Source organism: Streptomyces sp. NRRL F-5123, from assembly GCF_000721495.1.
Classification (GTDB): Bacteria; Actinomycetota; Actinomycetes; order Streptomycetales; family Streptomycetaceae; genus Actinacidiphila.
The window spans coordinates 13,707-32,524 of sequence record NZ_JOHY01000037.1; the positions used below are offsets into that span (position 1 = coordinate 13,707).

An 18,818-nucleotide genomic window follows, 5' to 3' on the forward strand; every position below is an offset into this window, starting at 1 on the left:
CCCGCCGACCCGACCGTCCTCCACCCGATGCCCGGGCAGCCGCGGGTGGTGCTGCTCAAACCGCTGGTGAAATCCCCGCTGATCGAGGTCGGGGAGTTCTCGTACTACGACGACCCGGACGACCCGACCGCGTTCGAGACGCGCAACGTGCTCTACCACTACGGGCCGGAGAAGCTCGTCATCGGCAGGTTCTGCGCGCTGGGCACCGGAGTGCGGTTCGTCATGAACGGCGCCAACCACCGGATGGACGGCCCCTCGACCTTCCCCTTCCCCACCATGGGCGGCTCGTGGGCCGACCACTTCGACCTGCTGACCGGCCTGCCCTCGCGCGGCGACACCGTCGTCGGCAACGACGTCTGGTTCGGCCACGGGGCGACGGTGATGCCCGGCGTGCGCATCGGTCACGGGGCGATCGTCGCCACCGGCGCCGTGGTCACCGCGGACGTCCCCGACTACGGCGTCGTCGGCGGCAACCCGGCCCGCCTCATCCGCACCCGCTACGGCGCGCAGGACGTCGCCCGGCTGCTCTCGGTGGCGTGGTGGGACTGGCCCCTGGACCACATCACCGCCCACGTCCGGACGATCATGTCGGGCAGCGTCGCCGACCTGGAGGCGGCCGCCCCGCGGTAAACCGCGTGCCGCGGCGGCCCGCGGGCGGTTAGGCTCGCGGGCATGTTCTTCATGCATCAGCTCTACGGCTGACGCGCGGCGGGCCAGCGCCCCGTCCTCGTCGCACGCCCGCGGGCGCGCGGCCCCGCTCCCCGGGCTTCCGGCGGAGGGGCCGGCGCGCGGGTGTGCCGTGCCCGTCCGCCGTAGACCTGAAGTGAGTTGATCATCCATGTCCCGTCGCCGTGCCCATGTCGCGATGGTCGGCATCCCCGCCGTCAGCCACGTCCTGCCCAGCCTCGCCCTCATCCGCGAACTGGTCGCGCGCGGCCACCGCGTGACGTACGCCAACGACCCCGCCGTGGCCGACCTGGTGAGCGCGACCGGCGCCGAACCGGTGCCCTGCGCCTCCGTACTGCCGGTCGCCGACAACGACTGGCCCGAGGACCCCGTCGCCGCGATGGGCCTCTTCCTCGACGACGCGGTCCAGGCGCTGCCCCGGCTGCGCGCCGCGTACGACGCCGACCCGGCGGACCTGTACCTGTACGACATCGGCGCCTACGCCGCGCGCGCCCTCGCCGAGGCGCAGGGCAGGCCGCTGATGCAGCTGTCGCCGACGTTCGTGGGCTGGGAGGGCTACGAGCAGGACGTCGCGGTCCACCTGCGGCAACTGCCGGGCGCGGACGCCTACCGGGAGCGGTTCGCCCGCTGGCTCGCGGGCTGCGGGGCGGCCACCACCGACGTCGACGCCTTCTCCGGCCGCCCCGCGAACACCCTCGCGCTCATCACCCGCGCGATGCAGCCGCACGCCGACCGGGTCGACACCCGCACGGTGACCTTCGTCGGCCCGTGCTTCGACCCTGCGGAGGGCGCGGACGCCTGGACCCGCCCGGCGGGCGCGTCGAAGGTCCTGCTGGTCTCGCTGGGCTCGGCGTACACCCGGCAGCCGGAGTTCTACCGGCGGTGCCTGGCGGCGTTCGGCGACCTGCCCGGCTGGCACGTCGTCCTGTCGGTCGGCAAGCACACCGACCCGGCCGGCCTCGGCGTGATCCCGGCGAACGCCGAGGTGCACCCCTGGGTCCCGCAGCGGGCCGTGCTGGCGCAGGCGGACGCCTTCGTCACGCACGCCGGGATGGGCGGCTGCAGCGAGGGGCTGCTCGCGGGCGTCCCGATGATCGCCGTCCCGCAGGCCGCCGACCAGTTCATGAACGCCGACCGCCTCGTGGAGCTGGGCGTAGCCCGCCGGGTCGACACCGCCGACGCCACACCCGAGGCGCTGCGCTCCGCCCTGCTCGCCCTGACCGCCGACCCCGAGGTCGCCCGCCGCTCGGCCGCCCTGCGTGCCGCCGCGCGGTCCGAGGGCGGCACCCCGCGGGCCGCCGATCTTGTCGAGGCCATGCTGGACTGAGGCGCAAAACACGCCCGGCGGTTCCGGGGAAGCCCCGGGCCGTCGGGCAGACTGCGTAATCGCCCGGGCAAGGTTGCGCCCGGAACGGGGAAGTGAAGGACGGGGGTCCGGTGATGTGGCACGGGGTGACGGCGGTGGACGTGCCGGCTCCGGACAGGTTCGACTGGTTCGTGGAGACGATCTCCACCGCCCTCATGCCGTCGGCCTTCTCCGCACCGGACCCCGCCGCCTTCCACGCCGAGGGCGCGCTGCTGGACCTCGGACCCGCCCGGCTGGCGCGCTTCGCGTTCTCGCCGCTGCACTCCCGGCGCACCCCGGCCCTGATCCGCCGCGGGGACCCGGAGCAGTACCAGCTGGGCCTGGTGACGCGCGGCTCGGCCTGGTACGCGCAAGGAGGCGGCGAGGCGGAGCTGCGCGCCGGGGACATGGTGCTGTGGGACACCTCGCGGCCGTACGAGTCCCGTTCGGGCCTGGACGGCGCGGGCGTCGAGGCGCTCGTCCTGCAGATACCCAAGGCCCGCATGCCGCTCGCCGGCCGCCAGGTCGAGCGGCTGCTCGCCCGGCGGGTGGAGGGCGGCGACGGGATGGGGGCGGTCCTGGCGCAGTTCCTGGTCGCCGTCGCAGGGAACGGCTCCGGGGTACGGCCGCAGGACCTGGGCAGGCTCGGCGGTGTGGCGGTGGAGCTGGCCACCACGTGCCTGATCCAGCAGTTGGGCGCGGAGGCCGAGCCGCCCGCCGCGGCCCGCGTCCATCTGCTGCTGCGCAGCATCGACGCCTTCATCGAGCAGAACCTCGCGGACCCGGACCTGACCCCGCGGGCGATCGCCGAGCACCACCACATCTCGCTGCGCCGCCTCTACACGCTCTTCCAGGAACACGCCTCCGGTTCGCGCGGTGAGGGCGTGGCGGCCTCGATCCGCCGCCGCCGGCTGGAGCGCTGCCGCGCCGACCTGGCCCGCCCGCAGCTGCGCCGCCACCCCGTCCATGTCATCGGCGCCCGCTGGGGCTTCGGCAACGCGGCGGCCTTCAGCCGGGCCTTCCGCGCGGCGTACGGCACGAGCCCGCAGGCCTACCGCGCGGCGGCGGCGCAGGCCGAGCCTTCCCGCGCCTGACGGCCCACCGCCCTGCACGCATCGTCAAGGAGCGCGGCACGCGCGGCACACCCCCGAGATCCCCCCGTCCCTAGGCTCGGACCCGACCACACCGGGAGCCGACGGTGCGCCAGGACACGGTGACCGCGGCACCCGGCGACAAAAATGGGGAAAGCACGATGAGAAGAAAGTCCCTCGGCTCATGGACAGCCTCCACCGCGGTAACACCGGGGCTGGTGGGCCGCCGTCGCCAGCAGTGCTGGGACAGCGTCGACCGGCGCCAGCGGGCAGCAGATCAGGTTCTCCGACGGCCGGCACGCCGTCCACTCGCTGTACGCGGCGGGGCACGACCGCATCGGGGACCCGGTGGAGCACTGCCTTCCCGCCCCCGTCACCGACAACTCGACGACGCGGGCCGGTGGCGGTGACCCGCCCCACAGCCGGCTGACGGCGTCCGCCTCCGAAAACCACCCGCCCGGCTCCCGCGCCCCGGCACCACCCCCCCGGTGCCGGGGCGCGGGCCGTCAGCCCTCGGGCGGTGCGGTGCGGGGCTTGCGGTGACGCCCGGTGGGCGCGGGGAAGGCGTCGGACGGGTCGGGCGGCGGCTCGGCGGCGGGGTACAGCAGCCGCTGGGCCGCGGCCAGGCTGGGGACGACCGCGTAGGGCTCCCACGTGTGCCCGTTCCAGCGCTGGATCGCCCGCGGCTCGTCGGGGTTGAGGTGAGCGGCCCGCGGGGTGTCACCGGAGACCAGGGGGACGGCGCGGAGCCGCCCGATCCTGGCGTCCCGGCGCTGCACCCACTCCGACAGCGGTTCGTCCATGCACGTTCTCCTGACGGCTCGACAGCCCGTCCCCCGAGGAGGTTAGCGCCCGCCGTCCTTCACCGGCGGGCACCCCGCTGACGGATTCCGGTACGTTCCTGCGGTGAGCGAGCAACTCCCCGGCGGCGGTGTCGCGCTGTCACCCGACGAGATCGAAGCCCTGCCCGCCAGGTGGTCGTCCTGCTGGACCCCTGACGAGGTCGCCCGACGGCTGGCCGGCATCGGCACACCCTGGTACGTGGCCGCGGGCTGGGCCCTGGACCTCTTCCGCGGCGAGCGGACGCGCCCGCACGGGGACATCGAGATCGCGATCCCGGCCGCGAGCTTCCCCGAGGTCCGCCGCCGCTTCCCCGGACACGTCTTCGACGCGGCAGGCAGCGGCCGCATCTGGCAGGACCCCACCCCGGAGGCCCTGGCCGCCGTCCACCAGACCTGGCTCCGCGACCCGGCCACCGGCAACTACCTGCTCGACGTCTTCCGCGAACCCCACGACGGCGACACCTGGATCTTCCGCCGCGACCCGAGCATCCGCCTCCCCTACCGCGACATCGTCCTCCGCACCCGGAGCGGCGTCCCGTACCTGACCCCCGAACTGGTCCTGCTGTTCAAGGCCAAGCACGTCCGCCCGAAGGACCAGGCGGACTTCGTGTCGACCGCCCCCCGCCTGACCCCCGCGCAGCGCACGACCCTGGCCACCCTCCTCGCCCGCGTCCACCCGGGCCACCCCTGGACGTCGCAGCTGTAGCCGCCCCCGGCGGCCGCCGGGGGCGGCTGCAGCAGGGACCCGCACGGGCCCGCGCTGCTGTTCGCGCCGGAGGCGTGCGCCGCATTCGCCCGTGCCGTGGCGGAGGGCGGCCTGCGGGCGCAAGGGCGTACCCGGACGGCCGCGGGTAATGGAACCGCAAAGGCCGGTCGGGCGTTAATGCGGACATGACCGCAATGACCCCCGGCTCGAATGTGCCGCTGCCCGTGCCCCGTGTGACCGTCGAGGTCAGCGCGCCGGTGCGGCTGGACGTCTCGGGCCTGCTGCTCACCGCCGACGGCAAGGTGCGCTCCGACGACGACTTCGTCTTCTACAACCAGCCGCAGGGCGGCCCGGGGGTGACGCACCGCGCGGGCGGGGGCGCCGCGCCCGACGCCATCACGGTGGACACCGGCGCGGTGCCCGCCACCATCGAGAAGGTCGTCGTCACCGCGAGCATCGACGGCGGCGGCGCCTTCTCCGGGACGACGCCGACCGCCACCGTGCGCGGCGCGGACGACGGCGCCGTCATCGCCACCTTCGCCCCCACCGGGCTCGGGCCCGAGACGGCGCTGGTCGTCGTCGAGGTCTACCGCAGGGGCGGCGCCTGGAAGGTGCGCGCGGTCGGGCAGGGGTACGCGAACGGGCTCGCGGGCATCGCCACCGACTTCGGCGTGACCGTCGAGGAGCCCCCCGCGCAAGCGCCGCAGGCCCCGCCCGTACCGCAGGCTCCTCCCGCAGGCCCCGCGGCCACGCACCTGCCGCCCCCGCCGCCCGCTCCCCCGGCGGCGCCGCCGGCACCGCCCGCCGCACCCGCCCGCATCAGCCTCGACAAGGGCCGGGTCAACCTCCGCAAGAACGAGACGGTCTCCCTCGTCAAGGCGGGCAAGCCGCTGCTGTCCTCGGTCCGGATGGGCCTCGGCTGGGAGCCCGCGTACGGCGGCCCGGCCATCGACCTGGACGCGTCGGTCATCGTCTACGGCCCGCAGCGCAACCACCTGGAGACGTGCTACTTCGGGCACAAGAAGGCCCAGAAGGGCGCGATCAAGCACTCCGGCGACAACCTGACGGGCCACGGCTCGGGCGACGACGAGACGATCGTGGTCCACCTCGGCCGCCTCCCGCAGGACGCGACCGGCCTGGTCTTCACCGTCAACTCCTACTCCGGGCAGACCTTCGACGCGGTCGCCAAGGCATACTGCCGGCTGCTCGACGACTCCACCGGCGAGGAACTGGTCCGCTTCGACCTCACCGGCAGCGAGCCGCGCACGGGCGTGCTGATGGCCAAGCTCGTCCGGCAGTATTCCGGTGAGTGGGAGATGACCGCGCTCGGCACCTTCGCCGACGGCCAGACCGCCAGGGCCCTCGTCCAGCCGGGCGCCGCCGCGCTCTGACAGGCGTCGCCGTATACCGACGGGCTCCGGCGCGGACCGGCGAGCCCGGCGCGATCCGGCGCGCCCCATCGAAAGCGGGCGCGCCGCAGAGCCACTGACGCGCCGCCACACCCACCGGACGGCCCAATTCCGCTTACGGGACTGGGCCGTTCGGTTGTGCGCCGGGCGCTGGACACCCCCCGTAGTGTCATGGCCACCTAAATTTTACCGGTGCGCATCTACCCGCATAGACCCCGGGCCGGGACGCTGGTGTGAGTACGCCCCCTCACCCTCAACCCCCCTAGCCACGGGAGTGCTCAGCCATGCCTGCTCACCGCCTCGCCCACCGCATAGCCGCCACCGCCGGCACCGCGGCCCTCGCCGCCACCGCCCTGCTGGCCGGCAGCGGCAGCGCCTCCGCCGCCCTGCCCACGCCCATCGCCGCCTCCACCGCCCGCACCTACCTCTCAGGGATGCCGGCCACCGCCGAGACGCACGCCTCGACGTACGACCGGAACCTCTTCCCGACCTGGATCACCATCTCCGGCACCTGCGACACCCGCGAGTACGTCCTGAAGCGCGACGGCAGCGGCGTGACGACCGACAGCTCCTGCAAGGCCACGGCCGGCACCTGGACGAGCGTCTACGACGGGGTGACCACCACGAGCGCGTCGACGTTCGACATCGACCACCTCGTGCCGCTCTCCGAGGCCTGGGGCTCGGGCGCCTGGGCCTGGACCACCGCGCAGCGGCAGGCCTTCGCCAACGACGTGACGCGCCCGCAACTGCTGGCCGTCTCCGCGTCGTCCAACCGCTCCAAGGGCGACAGCGACCCGGCCGAGTGGCTGCCGCAGGCCTCGTTCCAGTGCACCTACGCGCGCGCCTGGGTGCAGGTCAAGCACTACTACGGCCTCACCGTGGACAGCGCCGAGAAGTCGAAGCTCAGCTCGATCCTGAACGGCTGCTGACACGGGGCAGAAACGTCACGGCCTCCCCGGCGGCGCACCCGGGGCGGCCGTCACTCCCCCACTCGCGGGACTCACGGAACGAGCACGACCTTGCCGCGGTTCGCCCGGCCCTCGATCACCGCGTGCGCCAGGCCCGCGTCGGCGAGCGCGAACTCCGCGTGCACGGCGGGCCGCAGCGCGCCCGCCGTGAAGAGCCGCCACAACTCCCGCACCCAGCCCGCGTACCGCTCGGGCTGCCTCCTGGCCACCCGCGCGATCTGGAAGCCGATCACCGATCTACCGCCCGCCAGCAGGTCGTACGCCTCGATCGTGCCGCCGCCCGAGCTGTACGCGACGAGCCGCCCGCCGGGCGCGAGCGCGCGGACCGCGGGCCCGAGCAACTCCCCGCCGACCGCGTCGACCACGGCGTCGTACGGCCCGCCCCAGCCCTCCTCACCGTACGCCACCACGCCGTCGGCGCCGAGGGAGCGGACGAAGCCCGCCTTCGCCGGGTCGCCCACGGCCCCCACGACGCGCCCCGCGCCCCGCAACCCGGCGAGCTGCACGGCGAGATGGCCGACCCCGCTCGCGGCGGCGGTGACCAGCACCGACTCGCCCTCCGCCAGCTGCGCGGCCTCCAGCGCGCCGAGCGCGACCACCCCGCTGCGCACCAGCGCCACCGCGTCCCGCGCGGTCGCCCCCGCCGGAACGCGCACCGCCATGGTGGAGTCGAGCAGCGCGAAGTCGGCGTAGCCGTGCCCGAAGCACAGGCCGGTGACGTGGTCGCCGGGCGCGAAGCCGGTCACTCCTTCGCCCACGCGTACGACCTCGCCCGCGACCTCGCCGCCGAGGGGGACGGGCGGGCCGCCCGCGCGCACCTTGCGCACGACGGGGAGCGTGACGCCCACCGCCGCGACCTCGACGAGCAGTTCGCCCGCCGCGGGCTCCGGGACCGGGACCTCCTCCAGGAAGAGGCCGCCGTCCGGCGCGCCGCCGTCCTCGTACCGTATGCGCCGCATACGCGATCGACCCCCGTCGTGACCGATGAAAATTCATTGGAGATTCCAACGGTATCGTCATAACCGTGGGGATGTCCAACGTTTTCTCGTATGCTGCCGGGCATGACGGAGAACCCGCAGGCCCCCAGCAGTATTCGTGGCCTCCCCAGCTGGCTGCTCGGCCGGGCGGCGGCCCGCGGGCGCGCGCTGGTCGCGGACGCGCTCGCGCGGCACGACACGAAGATGTGGCACCACGTGGTCCTGTCGGCCCTCGCCGACCTCGGCCCCGTCGCCCAGGCCGAGCTGGGCCGGGCCGTCGCGCTCGACCCGAAGGACGTGGTCGGCGTGCTCAACGACCTCCAGGCGGCCGGCCTCGTCGTCCGCACGCCCGACCCGGCGGACCGCCGCAAGAACGCGGTACGCCTCACGGCGGCGGGCGAACAGCGCCTGGGCGAATGCACGGTGGCCGGTCAGGAGGCCAACGACCGCCTGCTGGAGCCCCTTTCGGCGGACGAGCGCGTGCAGTTCCTCGACATGCTGCGGCGGGTCAGCGGCGTGGCATGACTCCCACGGCGGGAACGCGTACGGCCGCCCCGGCGGCGGACTCCGGGGCGGCCGACGGGCCTTCGGGCGGGCGCGAGGTCAGCGCCCGGCGCGCTGGCGGCGCCAGGGGCCGGTGATGGCGACCATGATGCCGGGGGTCTGGATGTTGGCGAAGAGCGTGTCGCCGTCGGGCGAGAAGGTCACGCCGGTGAACTCGCTGTACTCCGGCTCCTCCGCGGAGCCGATGTTGAGCTCGTTGCGGGCCAGCGGGTAGGTGCGGCCGTCGTCGAGGGCGCCGAACAGGTGCTGCACGCCCTCGCCGTCCTCGGCGATGATCAGGCCGCCGTACGGCGAGACGGTGATGTTGTCCGGGCCGTCGAACGGCCCGTCCTTCTCCGGCGCGGTGTTGACGCCCAGCAGCACCTTGAGGGTGATCGTGCGGCGGACCGGGTCGTAGAACCACACGGCGCCGTCGTGCTGCACCGGGCTCTCCGCGCGCGCGAAGGACGACACGACGTACGTGCCGCCGTCCGCCCACCACATGCCCTCCAGCTTGCGGGCGCGGGTGACCTGGCCCTCGGTGAACTGCTTGCGCACCGAGGTCGTCCTCGCGTCGCGGTCCGGGACGTCCACCCAGTCCACGCCGTAGCGGGTGCCGATCACGGTCGCGCGCGACAGGTCGTCGACGAAGTGGCCCCTGGCGTCGAAGCAGCGGAAGGCCTGGAGCACGCCGTCGGTGTCGCCGAGCGTCGCGAGCCGGCCGCGGCCGTGGTGGAAGCCGTGCGGCGGAGTCCAGCGGTAGAGCAGGCCGTTGGGGCCGGCGGCGTCCTCGGTGAGGTACATGTGGCCGCGCTTGGGGTCGACGACGACGGCCTCGTGCGCATAACGCCCCAGCGCCTTGATCGGCTCGGGGTGGCGGTTGGCGTGCCGGTCGTGCGGGTCCACCTCGAAGACGTAGCCGTGGTCCTTGGTCATGCCGTTCTGGCCGGCCCTGTCCTCGGTCTCCTCGCAGGTCAGCCAGGTGCCCCAAGGGGTCGCGCCGCCCGCGCAGTTGGTGGAGGTGCCGGCGATGCCGACCCACTCGCTGACCGCGTCCGCGTGGCCCTTGCCGCGCCCGCCCTCGTCGCCGCGCCAGTGCTGCGGCACCTCCACGACGGTGCAGCCGCCCGCGGCCGCGGGGTCGTACACCAGCTCCGCGGCGTGCGGCACGGGGTGCGCCGCCTTCGCCAGCGGGCCGCCGATCTCGTGGTTGTTGACCAGCAGCGTCGCGCCGCGGCTGCCCGCGAAGGCGGCGGTGCCGTCGTGGTTGGACGGCGTCGTCTCGCCGGAGTCCAGCGTGGTGGTCCCCGTACGGGTGACGACGCGGTACGAGAAGCCCGCCGGCAGCGCCAGCAGCCCCGCCGGGTCCGACGTCAGCGGCCCGTACCCCAGCTCGTCGCCGTGGCCGTGGCCGTCCTCCCCGTGGCCGCCGTGTCCCTGCGCGTCCGACGCCAGCGCGCCGGGAGCGGTGGCCAGTACGTCGACGGCACCCGCCAGGGCGATGCCGGCCCCGGTGATCGCCGAACGGTGAACGAAATCTCTGCGGCTGAGCGGCACGGTGGTCCCCTTGTCTCGCGTACGCGACGCCCACGCGGCGCGTTTTGCTTGCGTGCGGCGGCCACGCTCGCCGCCGGGGGCCAACTCCCGGTGAACACCCGGAGTACGACGGGGGTCTACTCCATGGTGGGGCCAAGAATTCGCAAAGGGCGATTCAAATTCGCCGGACCGCAGGGCCGGGCTCCGGGGCCGGGCGCTTCCTCGGGAGCGCGATCGCCTGACCGGTATCGGCGGGGATCCCGACGTACGGCTCAGGATGCCGCAGCCGCGTAGAGCCCCTTCTCCCGCAGCAGTTCGAGGAAGGCGGCCGTCTGCCGTTCGTCCAGCGCCTCGACGGGCAGGCCCATGGCCATCCGAGGGGACAGCCGCAACACCCGGAAGTCACCGACACGCGACACGCTCCGGAACGACCGCCACGTGCGCGCGGTGGCCAGGTCCGGACTCTGCGTGCGGTACTCCGTGTCCGTCATGGTGACGGTGACCTCACGGGCGCCGCCCAGGTAGGGCGCCAGCTGACGCCGGACGGAACGCTCGCGCAGCAGGAAAAACCCCGCGCCGTAGACCACCAGCACCGCACCCACCGGAACTGCGGCGCGCGCTGCGACGAACCCGGCGATCATCACCACGACTCCGGCTGCCATGAGTCCGCCGGTGACGACCACACGCTGGATGTACCCGCTCCGGGCACAGGCCCGGTACGAGCGCAGCACGGTGTCCGGCGTGGTGACGAAGGTCGTCGTTATCAGCGTCTCGGCCATACTGGCTCCTGAGTCCGGTGGGGAGACGGCGGCGGATTCCAAGTCCGTGCCTGCTCCGGAACCCCCGGGGGTCAGCGCTGCGGCGCCGGGCACGAGGTCGGGGCTGCCGCCCCGGAACCGGGTGTGAAATGCCCTGCGGGGCAAGCGTCTTCAGGGGCGTGGGGGTGCTCCAGCCGCCCCCTGGAAACGAGTGCCCCGCGCGGCAGCGCGAAACGCTCGCCCGGCGGCGCAGCCGTGCGCCTTCCGCGGCAGCGGGAAAACGCTCATCGCTCGACGAGGGCGCGGCCGCCCCGCAGGGGCAGGGTCAGCGGGCCTCGCGTGAGCGGGCCTTGAACGCTGCCTTGCGGGCCGCCTTCGCGGAGCGGCGGTCCGGGTGGAGCTGGCCCATCGCCTCCAGGACGTCCGCCGTGGCGGGGTGGTCGACGCGCCAGGCCGCGTCGAAGAAGCCGTCGTGGCGGGCGACGAGGTCGGCGACCAGCTCGGAGAGGAGTTCGTGGTCGTCGCCCGCGGCGAGCTGCGCGGCGAGGGTGTCGACGGTGAGCCAGTAGACCATCTCCGGGTCGGGCGCCGGGACGTCCCGCGCACCGCTCTCGGTGAGCCACACGCGGGCGAGCCCGCCGAGCTGGCGGTCGTCGAGGACCTCGCGGAGCGCGGGTTCGGCCCCCGCCCCGACGAGGGTGAGGGTCTGCTGGCACATGAGCCGCCGGGAAGGGGCACCGTCGTCCGTGCCGCGCGCGGCGGCGAGCAGCTCACGGGCCGCCTCGGCGGGCTTGCGGTCGGCGAGCCAGCCCTCCGCCTCGGCACGGGCGAGGCGGTCGGGGTAGCCGGAGAGCGCGTCGAGGAGTTCGGAGCCGGGGGCGCCGGCGAGGTCGCCGACGACGGGGGCGGACGCGCCGGCGTCGAGCAGGAGCTGCCGCAGGCCGTAGAGGCCGAGCGGGGTGAGCCGGACGAGCCCGTAGCGGGAGATCTCCTCGGGGTCGAGGTCGTCGCCGGGCTCGGGGAGGCCGGAATCGTCCTCGTCCTCGATGAGGGCGTCGTCGAGCGGCTGGTAGTCGACGAGACCGGTCGGGGCGAGCAGCCGGAAGTGGTCGTCGAGACGCAGCATGACCTCGGTGACCTCTTCGAGGACGGCGTCGCTGGGCTGCTCCATCTCGTCGGGCACGACGAGGGAGGCGGCGAGGACGGGCAGCGGTACGGCGCCCTGCACGGATTCGGAGCCGTCGTCGAGGGCTGCCAGGGTGTAGAGGTTGGCGAGGGCCGTGTCGAGGAAGTCGGCTTCCTCCTCCGGGTCCCAGTCGGGCCGGTCGGCGGGCAGCTCGCCGTCCCCGGAGTCGTGGAAGCTCTCCAGGTCCGGGGCGGCGGCCTCGGCGAGCGCGGACTCGGCGGTGGCGAGCCAGGCGTCCAGGACGTCCTGCACCTCACCGGCGGCGACGGCGTCCAGGTTCTCGCCCGGCACCGCGCGCCCGGCGGCCTCGCCCAGCGGGGCCGACTCCTCGGCCTCCTCCTCGATCTCCAGGGCGAGCAGCCCGGAGTCGACGGCGGCGGCCCACGCCTGCGCGGTCTCACCCAGCGCGTCGGGATCCTCCGCGGAGAGCCCCAACTCCCCGGCAGCGGCGACGAGATCGGGTTCCAGCAGCTCCCCCGTCACGTCCACCGCCCGCTCGGGCGCGGCCCACCGGGCCAGCCGGAGCGCCCGCTCCAGCAGCGGCACGTCCAGCGCCGAGCGGGCGAGGTCACCCACGGGAAGCAGCCGCACCGGCGGCAGGACGAAAGGACTTGCGGACATCGGGAAGGCTCCCTCTTCGGCGTTCGGCCACATCTGCGGCGGCGACCCGCACCGCCTGCTCCCCCTCAGCCTAGGGGGTCCGGCCGGGCGCGCCCGCGAGGCGGGACGCCGCTCCCGCCCGGGCGGGAGGGCGGGTCGCGGGCGCGGCCGGCGGGTCAGTTGTGGCTGTGCAGGGCCGCGTTCAGGCCGCCCCAGGAGCCGGTGCGCGGGAGGACCTCGACCTTGCCGGTGGTGGAGTTGCGGCGGAAGAGGAGGTTGTCGGCGCCGGACAGCTCGACGGCCTTGACGATCTCGCCGTCCGGGAGGGTGACGCGGGTGCCGGCGGTGACGTAGAGGCCGGCCTCCACGACGCAGTCGTCGCCCAGTGCGATGCCGAGGCCCGACTCGGCGCCCAGCAAGCAGCGTTCGCCGACCGAGACGATCTGCGTGCCGCCGCCGGACAGCGTGCCCATGATGGACGCGCCGCCGCCGATGTCCGAGCCGTCGCCGATCACGACGCCCTGCGAGATGCGGCCCTCCACCATCGACGAGCCGAGCGTGCCCGCGTTGAAGTTGCAGAAGCCCTCGTGCATCACGGTCGTGCCGGACGCGAGGTGCGCGCCCAGCCGGACGCGGTCGGCGTCGGCGATGCGCACGCCGGACGGGACGACGTAATCCGTCATCCGGGGGAACTTGTCCACGCCGTACACCGACAGGTGCAGGCCCTCGGCGCGGGCCGCGAGCCGGGCCGCCTCCAGCCGCGGGACCGGGACGGGGCCGATCGACGTCCAGGCGACGTTGGCCAGGACGCCGAAGAGCCCTTCCAGGTTCAGCTGGTTCGGGCGGACCAGGCGGTGGCTGAGCAGGTGCAGCCGCAGGTACGCGTCGTGCGCGTCGAGGGGCTTGTCGTCCGTGGACGCGATGGCGGTGCGGACGGCGACCACCTCGACGCCGCGGCGCGGGTCGGGGCCCAGCGCGGCGGGGGCCGCGCTCCCCAGGGCCTCGGCGGCCTCGTCCGCGGTCAGCCGCGTGGTGCCCGCGGGGCCCGGCTCCGCGGTCAGCTGCGGGGCGGGGTACCAGGTGTCGAGCACGGTGCCGTCGTCGGCGACGGTCGCAAGTCCGACGCCGAGGGCGCCGGAGGCACGGAAGTCATTCATATGCAGACGCTAACGCCTGCGCCGCCGCTCCCCGCACCCGGCCCGCCGCGACCTGGCCCTTCCGGGGCCTGCCCCAGCCCTCCGGGCTGCCACTTGCCGCTGTCGCGGGCCCGCCCGGTGGGGGCTGGTCGCGCGGGCCACCGCACGGCGCGGCCCGGAACGCCCTCACGACGCGCCGAAACGGGCGCGGTAGGCGGAGGGGGACAGGCCCGTCACCCGGCGGAGCACGTCGCGGAGGTGGGCGGCGGTGCCGAGGCCGGTGCGGCGGGCGACGACGTCGAGGCGGGGCTCGCCGCGTTCGATGAGGCGGCAGGCGAGGGCGACGCGCTCGCCGGTGAGCCAGGCGAGCGGCGTGGTGCCGAGCTGGGCACGGAAGCGGCGGTGGAGGGTCGCGGGGCTGACGGCCGCGCGCGCGGCGAGGTCGGCGACGGTCAGGGGCGCGTCGAGGCGTCCGAGAGCCCACGCCAGGACGGGCCCGAGCGAGTGGTCGCGCAGCTCGGGCACGGGGCGCTCCACGAACTGGCGCTGCCCGCCGTCCCGGTGGCCGGGGAAGACGAGCCGCCGGCTCACGGCGTTGGCGACCTCCGCCCCGTGGTCGCGGCGGACGACGTGCAGCCCGAGGTCGAGCGCGGCGGCGCTGCCCGCCGCGGTGAGGATGTCGCCGTCGTCGACGAAGAGCACGTCGGGTTCGAGCCGCACCGCGGGGAAGCGCGCGCGGAAGAGATGGGCCCAGCGCCAGTGCGCGGTGGCCCGGCGCCCGTCGAGGATCCCGGCTTCGGCCATGGTGAAGGCGCCGCTGCAGAAGCCGACGATCCGGGCCCCGCGCGTGTGCGCGCGGCGTATCGCGTCGAGCACGGCCGCGGGGCGCTGCGCCTCGACGTCGGGCCGGTTGGGGACGATCAGCGTGTCCGCGGTGTCGGCGGCGTCGAGCCCGGCGACACCGCCGAGCGTGAAGAAGCCGTCCCGCATGCGGGTCTGCGGCCGGGCCGCGCACAGCGCGAAGTCGTAGAGGTCGCGGTCGAGTTCGGGCCTGGGCAGGCCGAAGATCTCGATCGCGCAGCTGAGTTCGAAGGGGTTGGAGTTGTCGTCGACGAGGACGACGACCCGGTGCGAGGATCCTTGCGGCATGTGCGATTCCTAGCACTGCCGCAGGGGTGCGCGCCTGCCCGAGGATGATCCGCATGACGACTGAACCCACCGCGCTCGCGGCCGCCCTCGCCTCCTTCGACGACCTGTGGAGCCCGCGGATCGTCTCGCGGGTCAACGACTACGACGTGCGGGTCGCGAAGGTGCGGGGCGTGCACGTGTGGCATGCGCACCACGACACGGACGAGTTCTTCCTGGTCCTGGACGGGGAGCTGCACATCGCGCTGCGCGAGCCGGCCGGCGAGCGCACGGTGGTGCTGCCCCGGGGGTCGGTCTTCACCGTGCCCCGGGGCGTCGAGCACTGCCCGTCCTCCGCGGAGGGCGCGTCGATCATGGTGCTGGAGCCGACGGGCACGCTCACCGTGGGTGACAGCCACGAGGAGGTGCCGGACCACGTGGACGCCACGACCGGCCACCCCCTCGCCCTGTGACCGTCAGTACCGCGCGGCCGGCGGCTCGGACTCCCACGCCGCCGCCTGCTCGGGCCCGGCCCCCAGGACGGCGCAGCGCAGCCAGTGCTCGCCGGCCGGGAGATGGGCCAGCAGGGTGGGGACGGCGGTGCGGACGGCCAGGACGTTGGTGCCGGGGAGCACTTCGACGACGTGGCCCTCACGGGGCTCCGCGCCGGGCCCCGGCAGGTCGGCGAGGCCGCTGAGGTCACCGGCGGGTCCGGCGGCAAGGGCGCGGCCGGGAGCGGTCTCGCGGCGCGTGCCCGGACCGTCGCGGTCGACGGCGAAGCCGCCTTCGGCGGTGTGCAGGGCGCGCTGGTTGCGGATGCGGTGGGTGCGCAGGTGCCAGGGGCCGGCGGCGGTGAGCCAGGTGGTGATCTCGACGTCGGCCCAGGGCCGCCAGGTGCTGCGGACGGTGCCGTCCTCGGCGAGGGCCTCGAACTCCTCGCACGTCTCGCGGACCCGGAAGTGCACGGGCTCGTCCTCGTCGTCGCTGACGGCGAGCACCGAGTCGTACGCCCCGTGGACCAGGCCGAGGTCGCCGGCCGGGAGGCTGAAGCCGAAGCGGGTGGAGTAGGCGAACTTGGAGTACTTGGCGGGGCCGCCGCGCGCCCAGGTGTTGTGCTGGAGCCCGCTGAGCAGCGTGACGTCCCCGCCGGAGCGGGAAAGGACCGCGCCCGCGGGCGGCTGGACGAGGGTGCCGGGCAGATCGTCCGGCAGCGGCTGCTCGTCGGCGGCCCAGAAGGGGTCGGTGGCGGGCAGCGCGAGCGGCAGGAAGGCCTTCATCGCCCAGTACGGCGAGGCGGGCCCGTTGTACTGCTCGGCGACGGCGGGCTGCGGGTAGCCGTAGCCGATGCTGAGCAGCCCGTCGGGCGCGATGCTCCCGGTGCGGTCGCGCCACCAGCGCAGATGCCGCATCAGCAGCCCCTTGACCTCGCCCGCGGGCAGCGCGTCGGAGCCGGACCAGGCGAGGGCGCCCCAGAAGGAGCCCTGCGCGAAGCGGTAGACGAGGCTGCGCCCGTACGGCACGGCGGAGCCGTCGGCGGCGAACCAGTGCCGGAAGCCCTGGGCGAATTCGCCGGCGCGCTGCCGGAAGCGGGCGGCGCGGGCGGCGTCCTCGTCACCGGCGAGGACGGCGTAGATGAGGCCGTAGAAGTGCATGGCCCAGGGGATGTAGTAGTCGCGCTGCGGGGTGGGGCCGTCGGCGTACCAGCCGTCGTCGAGCGCGTAGGTCTCCAGCCGGTCCAGGCGGGCGTGCCGGGCGTCGCGGTCGTGGGCGTAGCCGACCCGGTCCAGGCCGAGCGAGACCATGACGGGGAAGAAGTTCCAGTTGTTGTCCGGGGTGCGGGCGTCGACGAAGCGGGCGAGCCAGGCGCCCGCGCGGTCCTTCTCGGCGCCGCTGAGCGGGTCCCAGAGCTTGTCGGGAGCGAGGGCGAGGGCGAAGCCGAGGGCGGCGGACTCCACCGTGCGCTGGTCGATGTCCCGCGGCTCGCCCCAGTACTCGGGGTGGGCGGGGTCGGTGCCCGCGGCGAGCCCGCGCGCCCACAGCTCCCAGTGCGCGAAGTCGCCCCCGCCCGCGGCGAGCGGGGCCAGCCCCCACAGCGGGCGGGCGTAGCCCTCGAAGTCGGCGGCGGTGTCCGGGTGGTGGGCGATGTTGACGCCGAGCCGGATCCTGGCCCCGCCGGGGCTCGCGTACGGTGGCAGCACGTCCGCCAGCTCCCGCGCGTACGCCTGCATCTCGGCGCGGGCGCCGCCCGTACCGTCGCCCGTACCGCCCCACGCCCCGCTGCCCGTACCGCTGCCCATGGGGACCGCCCTCCCGACGCCGATGTTGCGACAACTTTCGCAACCAGCTCCGCGCACGTCAACGCCCCTCCCGCCGCGATGACCGCGGGAGGGGCGGGCCACAATGGCCGCATGGAGCACGCGATACGGCACAGGGTCCCGGTGTCCGGGGGCAGTTGGGTCACCGTCGACGTGTTCGGGGAGCCGGGCGCGCCCGGCCTGCTCGTGCTGCCGGGCGTCATGAGCGACGCGCACGGCTGGCGGGACGTGGTGCGGGCGCTGAGCGCCTGGCCCTCGGCCGCGGTCGTCAACCGCCGCGGCCGCACCCCGTCCGGGCCGCTGACCGGCGACTACTCGATGCGCACCGAGGTCGCCGACCTGGGCGCCGTCCTCGATGCCCTCGGCGAGCCGCGGGCGGTGTTCGGCTGGAGCTACGGGGCGCTCGTGGCGCTGCTGGCCGCCGGGGAACGCCCGGTGCGGCAGCTGATCGGCTACGAGCCGGTGCTCCGCCCGTTCGGCGCGGAGGCCCTGGAGGAGCTGAAGGCGGCTGACGCGGCGGCGGACCTGGACCTCGCGGTGGAGATCGTGAACCGGCGGATCTCCGGGTTCTCCGCGGAATACGTCGAGGCGCTGCGCGCGGACCGCCCGACCTGGGAGATGCTGCGCAGGCTCGCCGAGCCGCTGTACGCCGAGATCGCCGCCCTCAACTCCGCGGAGCCGCGGCCCCTCGGCCGCCTGGCGGAGCGCGTCGACCTGGTCGTCGGCGCACGCAACCGCGGCCTGCCGCCGTACGGGACGGCCTTCGAGGACGTCCGCGCCCTCGTACCGGGCGCCGCCGTCCACGTCCTGCCCGGCCAGGGCCACCTGGCCCACGCCGAGGGCCCCGCGGAGCTGGCCGCCCTGCTCGACACGCTCGCCGGCTGAGCCGAGCGGCCCGCCGGCCGCCTCAGGGGAAGGACTTCGCGAGCAGCCCGAAGGCCAGCTCCGCCTCCGCCGTGGCCTGCGCCAGGGCGTCCCGGGCGCGCTCCCCCGCGAGCATCCGCTCCAGGTTGCACACCGTCAGGGCCCGCTGCACGGCGAGCGCCTGGCCCGCGAGCACGCGGGGCACGACCGCCCGCGAGGGAGCATCGCCCTCCTCCGCGGGCAGGGCCTCGGCGAGCGCCTCCGCGAGGCCGTCCTCGCTGCGGATCCACTGCTCCATCAGCCGCAGCTTCAGACTGGGCGCCTCCATGACCATCCGCTGGAAGGCCAGGAATTCCGGGTAGTCGGCGAGCCCGGTGTTGGGGTCGGCGGCGGCCAGGCCCGCGAGGAAGTGGCGCCGCAGCGCGGCCACCGGCGGCTCGCCGGGCTGCCGGGACCTGACGACGCGGGCGGGCTCGTCCACGTGGTCGCGCAGCGGGTGGAAGACCAGGTCCTCCTTGGTCGGGAAGTAGTTGAAGACGGTCTTCTTCGACACCTCGGCGGCGGCGGCGACATCGGCGACCGCGACCCGGTCGAAGCCGTCCCGCAGGAAGAGCGCGATCGCCGTCTCGGAGATGTGCTCGCCCGTCCGCAGCTTCTTGCGCTCCCGCAGCCCCAGCTCGTCAGCCATGGCCGGATTCTACCAAGAATGTTCACCTCGGTTGACTATTAC

18 protein-coding genes are annotated in these 18,818 nt (G+C 74.7%); 9 read left to right on the forward strand and 9 right to left on the reverse strand.

Features of this window, described 5'->3' with window-relative positions; genetic code table 11:
• Positions 1 to 27: 27 nt before the first annotated feature.
• The 3 genes from IH54_RS0125380 (at position 28) to IH54_RS0125390 (ending at position 3,126) form a co-directional block, all read left to right on the forward strand.
• Positions 28 to 630 (forward strand): CatB-related O-acetyltransferase, encoded by a 603-nt coding sequence (locus IH54_RS0125380; protein ID WP_052397870.1) that lies wholly within the window; start codon positions 28 to 30, stop codon positions 628 to 630.
• Positions 631 to 838: 208 nt separating this feature from the next.
• Positions 839 to 2,014 carry a macrolide family glycosyltransferase gene (locus IH54_RS0125385; RefSeq protein WP_063762371.1) on the forward strand — a complete coding sequence of 392 codons (1,176 nt, stop codon included), beginning with the start codon at positions 839 to 841 and terminating at the stop codon, positions 2,012 to 2,014.
• Positions 2,015 to 2,127: 113 nt separating this feature from the next.
• A complete protein-coding gene (locus tag IH54_RS0125390) occupies positions 2,128 to 3,126 on the forward strand; it encodes a cupin domain-containing protein (RefSeq protein WP_031520915.1) in 999 nt (332 codons plus the stop codon).
• Positions 3,127 to 3,629: 503 nt separating this feature from the next.
• On the opposite strand, the gene IH54_RS0125395 is transcribed toward IH54_RS0125390, so the two are convergent.
• A complete protein-coding gene (locus IH54_RS0125395; protein WP_031520917.1) occupies positions 3,630 to 3,926 on the reverse strand; it encodes a DUF6087 family protein in 297 nt (98 codons plus the stop codon).
• 103 nt (positions 3,927 to 4,029) lie between these two features.
• Between IH54_RS0125395 and IH54_RS0125400 the strand changes: the two genes are divergently transcribed.
• The 3 genes from IH54_RS0125400 to IH54_RS0125410 all read left to right on the forward strand — a co-directional run bounded on the left by IH54_RS0125400 (position 4,030) and on the right by IH54_RS0125410 (position 7,009).
• Positions 4,030 to 4,671: a nucleotidyltransferase domain-containing protein gene (locus IH54_RS0125400; RefSeq protein WP_031520920.1), complete on the forward strand. Its 642-nt coding sequence runs from the start codon at positions 4,030 to 4,032 to the stop codon at positions 4,669 to 4,671.
• Positions 4,672 to 4,865: 194 nt separating this feature from the next.
• The gene (locus IH54_RS0125405; protein ID WP_031520922.1) at positions 4,866 to 6,062 is read left to right on the forward strand and encodes a TerD family protein; all 1,197 of its coding nucleotides are present in this window, start codon (positions 4,866 to 4,868) and stop codon (positions 6,060 to 6,062) included.
• Between the two features lie 302 nt (positions 6,063 to 6,364).
• The gene (locus IH54_RS0125410) at positions 6,365 to 7,009 is read left to right on the forward strand and encodes an HNH endonuclease family protein (protein ID WP_031520924.1); all 645 of its coding nucleotides are present in this window, start codon (positions 6,365 to 6,367) and stop codon (positions 7,007 to 7,009) included.
• Between the two features lie 71 nt (positions 7,010 to 7,080).
• Here the strand turns inward: IH54_RS0125410 and IH54_RS0125415 are convergent, their stop codons facing one another.
• A complete protein-coding gene (locus IH54_RS0125415; RefSeq protein ID WP_031520926.1) occupies positions 7,081 to 8,007 on the reverse strand; it encodes a quinone oxidoreductase family protein in 927 nt (308 codons plus the stop codon).
• A 102-nt stretch (positions 8,008 to 8,109) separates the two neighbouring features.
• Between IH54_RS0125415 and IH54_RS0125420 the strand changes: the two genes are divergently transcribed.
• Positions 8,110 to 8,550 carry a MarR family winged helix-turn-helix transcriptional regulator gene (locus tag IH54_RS0125420; RefSeq protein ID WP_031520928.1) on the forward strand — a complete coding sequence of 147 codons (441 nt, stop codon included), beginning with the start codon at positions 8,110 to 8,112 and terminating at the stop codon, positions 8,548 to 8,550.
• Positions 8,551 to 8,628: 78 nt separating this feature from the next.
• Here IH54_RS0125420 and IH54_RS0125425 read toward each other — a convergent pair whose 3' ends face one another.
• The 5 genes from IH54_RS0125425 to IH54_RS0125445 form a co-directional block, all read right to left on the reverse strand.
• A complete protein-coding gene (locus IH54_RS0125425; protein ID WP_031520930.1) occupies positions 8,629 to 10,125 on the reverse strand; it encodes an alkaline phosphatase PhoX in 1,497 nt (498 codons plus the stop codon).
• A gap of 251 nt (positions 10,126 to 10,376) precedes the next feature.
• Positions 10,377 to 10,883: a YcxB family protein gene (locus IH54_RS0125430; RefSeq protein WP_031520932.1), complete on the reverse strand. Its 507-nt coding sequence runs from the start codon at positions 10,881 to 10,883 to the stop codon at positions 10,377 to 10,379.
• A gap of 304 nt (positions 10,884 to 11,187) precedes the next feature.
• Positions 11,188 to 12,669, reverse strand: coding sequence for a hypothetical protein (locus tag IH54_RS0125435; protein ID WP_031520934.1), 1,482 nt, complete (start codon positions 12,667 to 12,669; stop codon positions 11,188 to 11,190).
• A 155-nt stretch (positions 12,670 to 12,824) separates the two neighbouring features.
• Complete coding sequence (gene dapD / locus IH54_RS0125440; protein ID WP_031520936.1) at positions 12,825 to 13,805, reverse strand: 2,3,4,5-tetrahydropyridine-2,6-dicarboxylate N-succinyltransferase; 981 nt, start codon at positions 13,803 to 13,805, stop codon at positions 12,825 to 12,827.
• 165 nt (positions 13,806 to 13,970) lie between these two features.
• On the reverse strand, positions 13,971 to 14,933 hold the full coding sequence (locus IH54_RS0125445) for a helix-turn-helix domain-containing protein (protein WP_031520939.1): 963 nt from the start codon (positions 14,931 to 14,933) through the stop codon (positions 13,971 to 13,973).
• Between the two features lie 53 nt (positions 14,934 to 14,986).
• On the opposite strand from IH54_RS0125445, the gene IH54_RS0125450 reads away from it, so the two are divergent.
• Positions 14,987 to 15,382, forward strand: coding sequence for a cupin domain-containing protein (locus IH54_RS0125450; protein WP_031520941.1), 396 nt, complete (start codon positions 14,987 to 14,989; stop codon positions 15,380 to 15,382).
• A 3-nt stretch (positions 15,383 to 15,385) separates the two neighbouring features.
• On the opposite strand, the gene IH54_RS0125455 is transcribed toward IH54_RS0125450, so the two are convergent.
• Positions 15,386 to 17,206, reverse strand: a complete 1,821-nt coding sequence (locus IH54_RS0125455; RefSeq protein ID WP_234343830.1) for a DUF2264 domain-containing protein — start codon at positions 17,204 to 17,206, stop codon at positions 15,386 to 15,388.
• 111 nt (positions 17,207 to 17,317) lie between these two features.
• Between IH54_RS0125455 and IH54_RS0125460 the strand changes: the two genes are divergently transcribed.
• Positions 17,318 to 18,109 (forward strand): alpha/beta fold hydrolase, encoded by a 792-nt coding sequence (locus IH54_RS0125460; RefSeq protein WP_031520945.1) that lies wholly within the window; start codon positions 17,318 to 17,320, stop codon positions 18,107 to 18,109.
• A gap of 22 nt (positions 18,110 to 18,131) precedes the next feature.
• Here the strand turns inward: IH54_RS0125460 and IH54_RS0125465 are convergent, their stop codons facing one another.
• Positions 18,132 to 18,776, reverse strand: a complete 645-nt coding sequence (locus tag IH54_RS0125465; RefSeq protein WP_031520947.1) for a TetR/AcrR family transcriptional regulator — start codon at positions 18,774 to 18,776, stop codon at positions 18,132 to 18,134.
• Positions 18,777 to 18,818 lie beyond the last annotated feature (42 nt).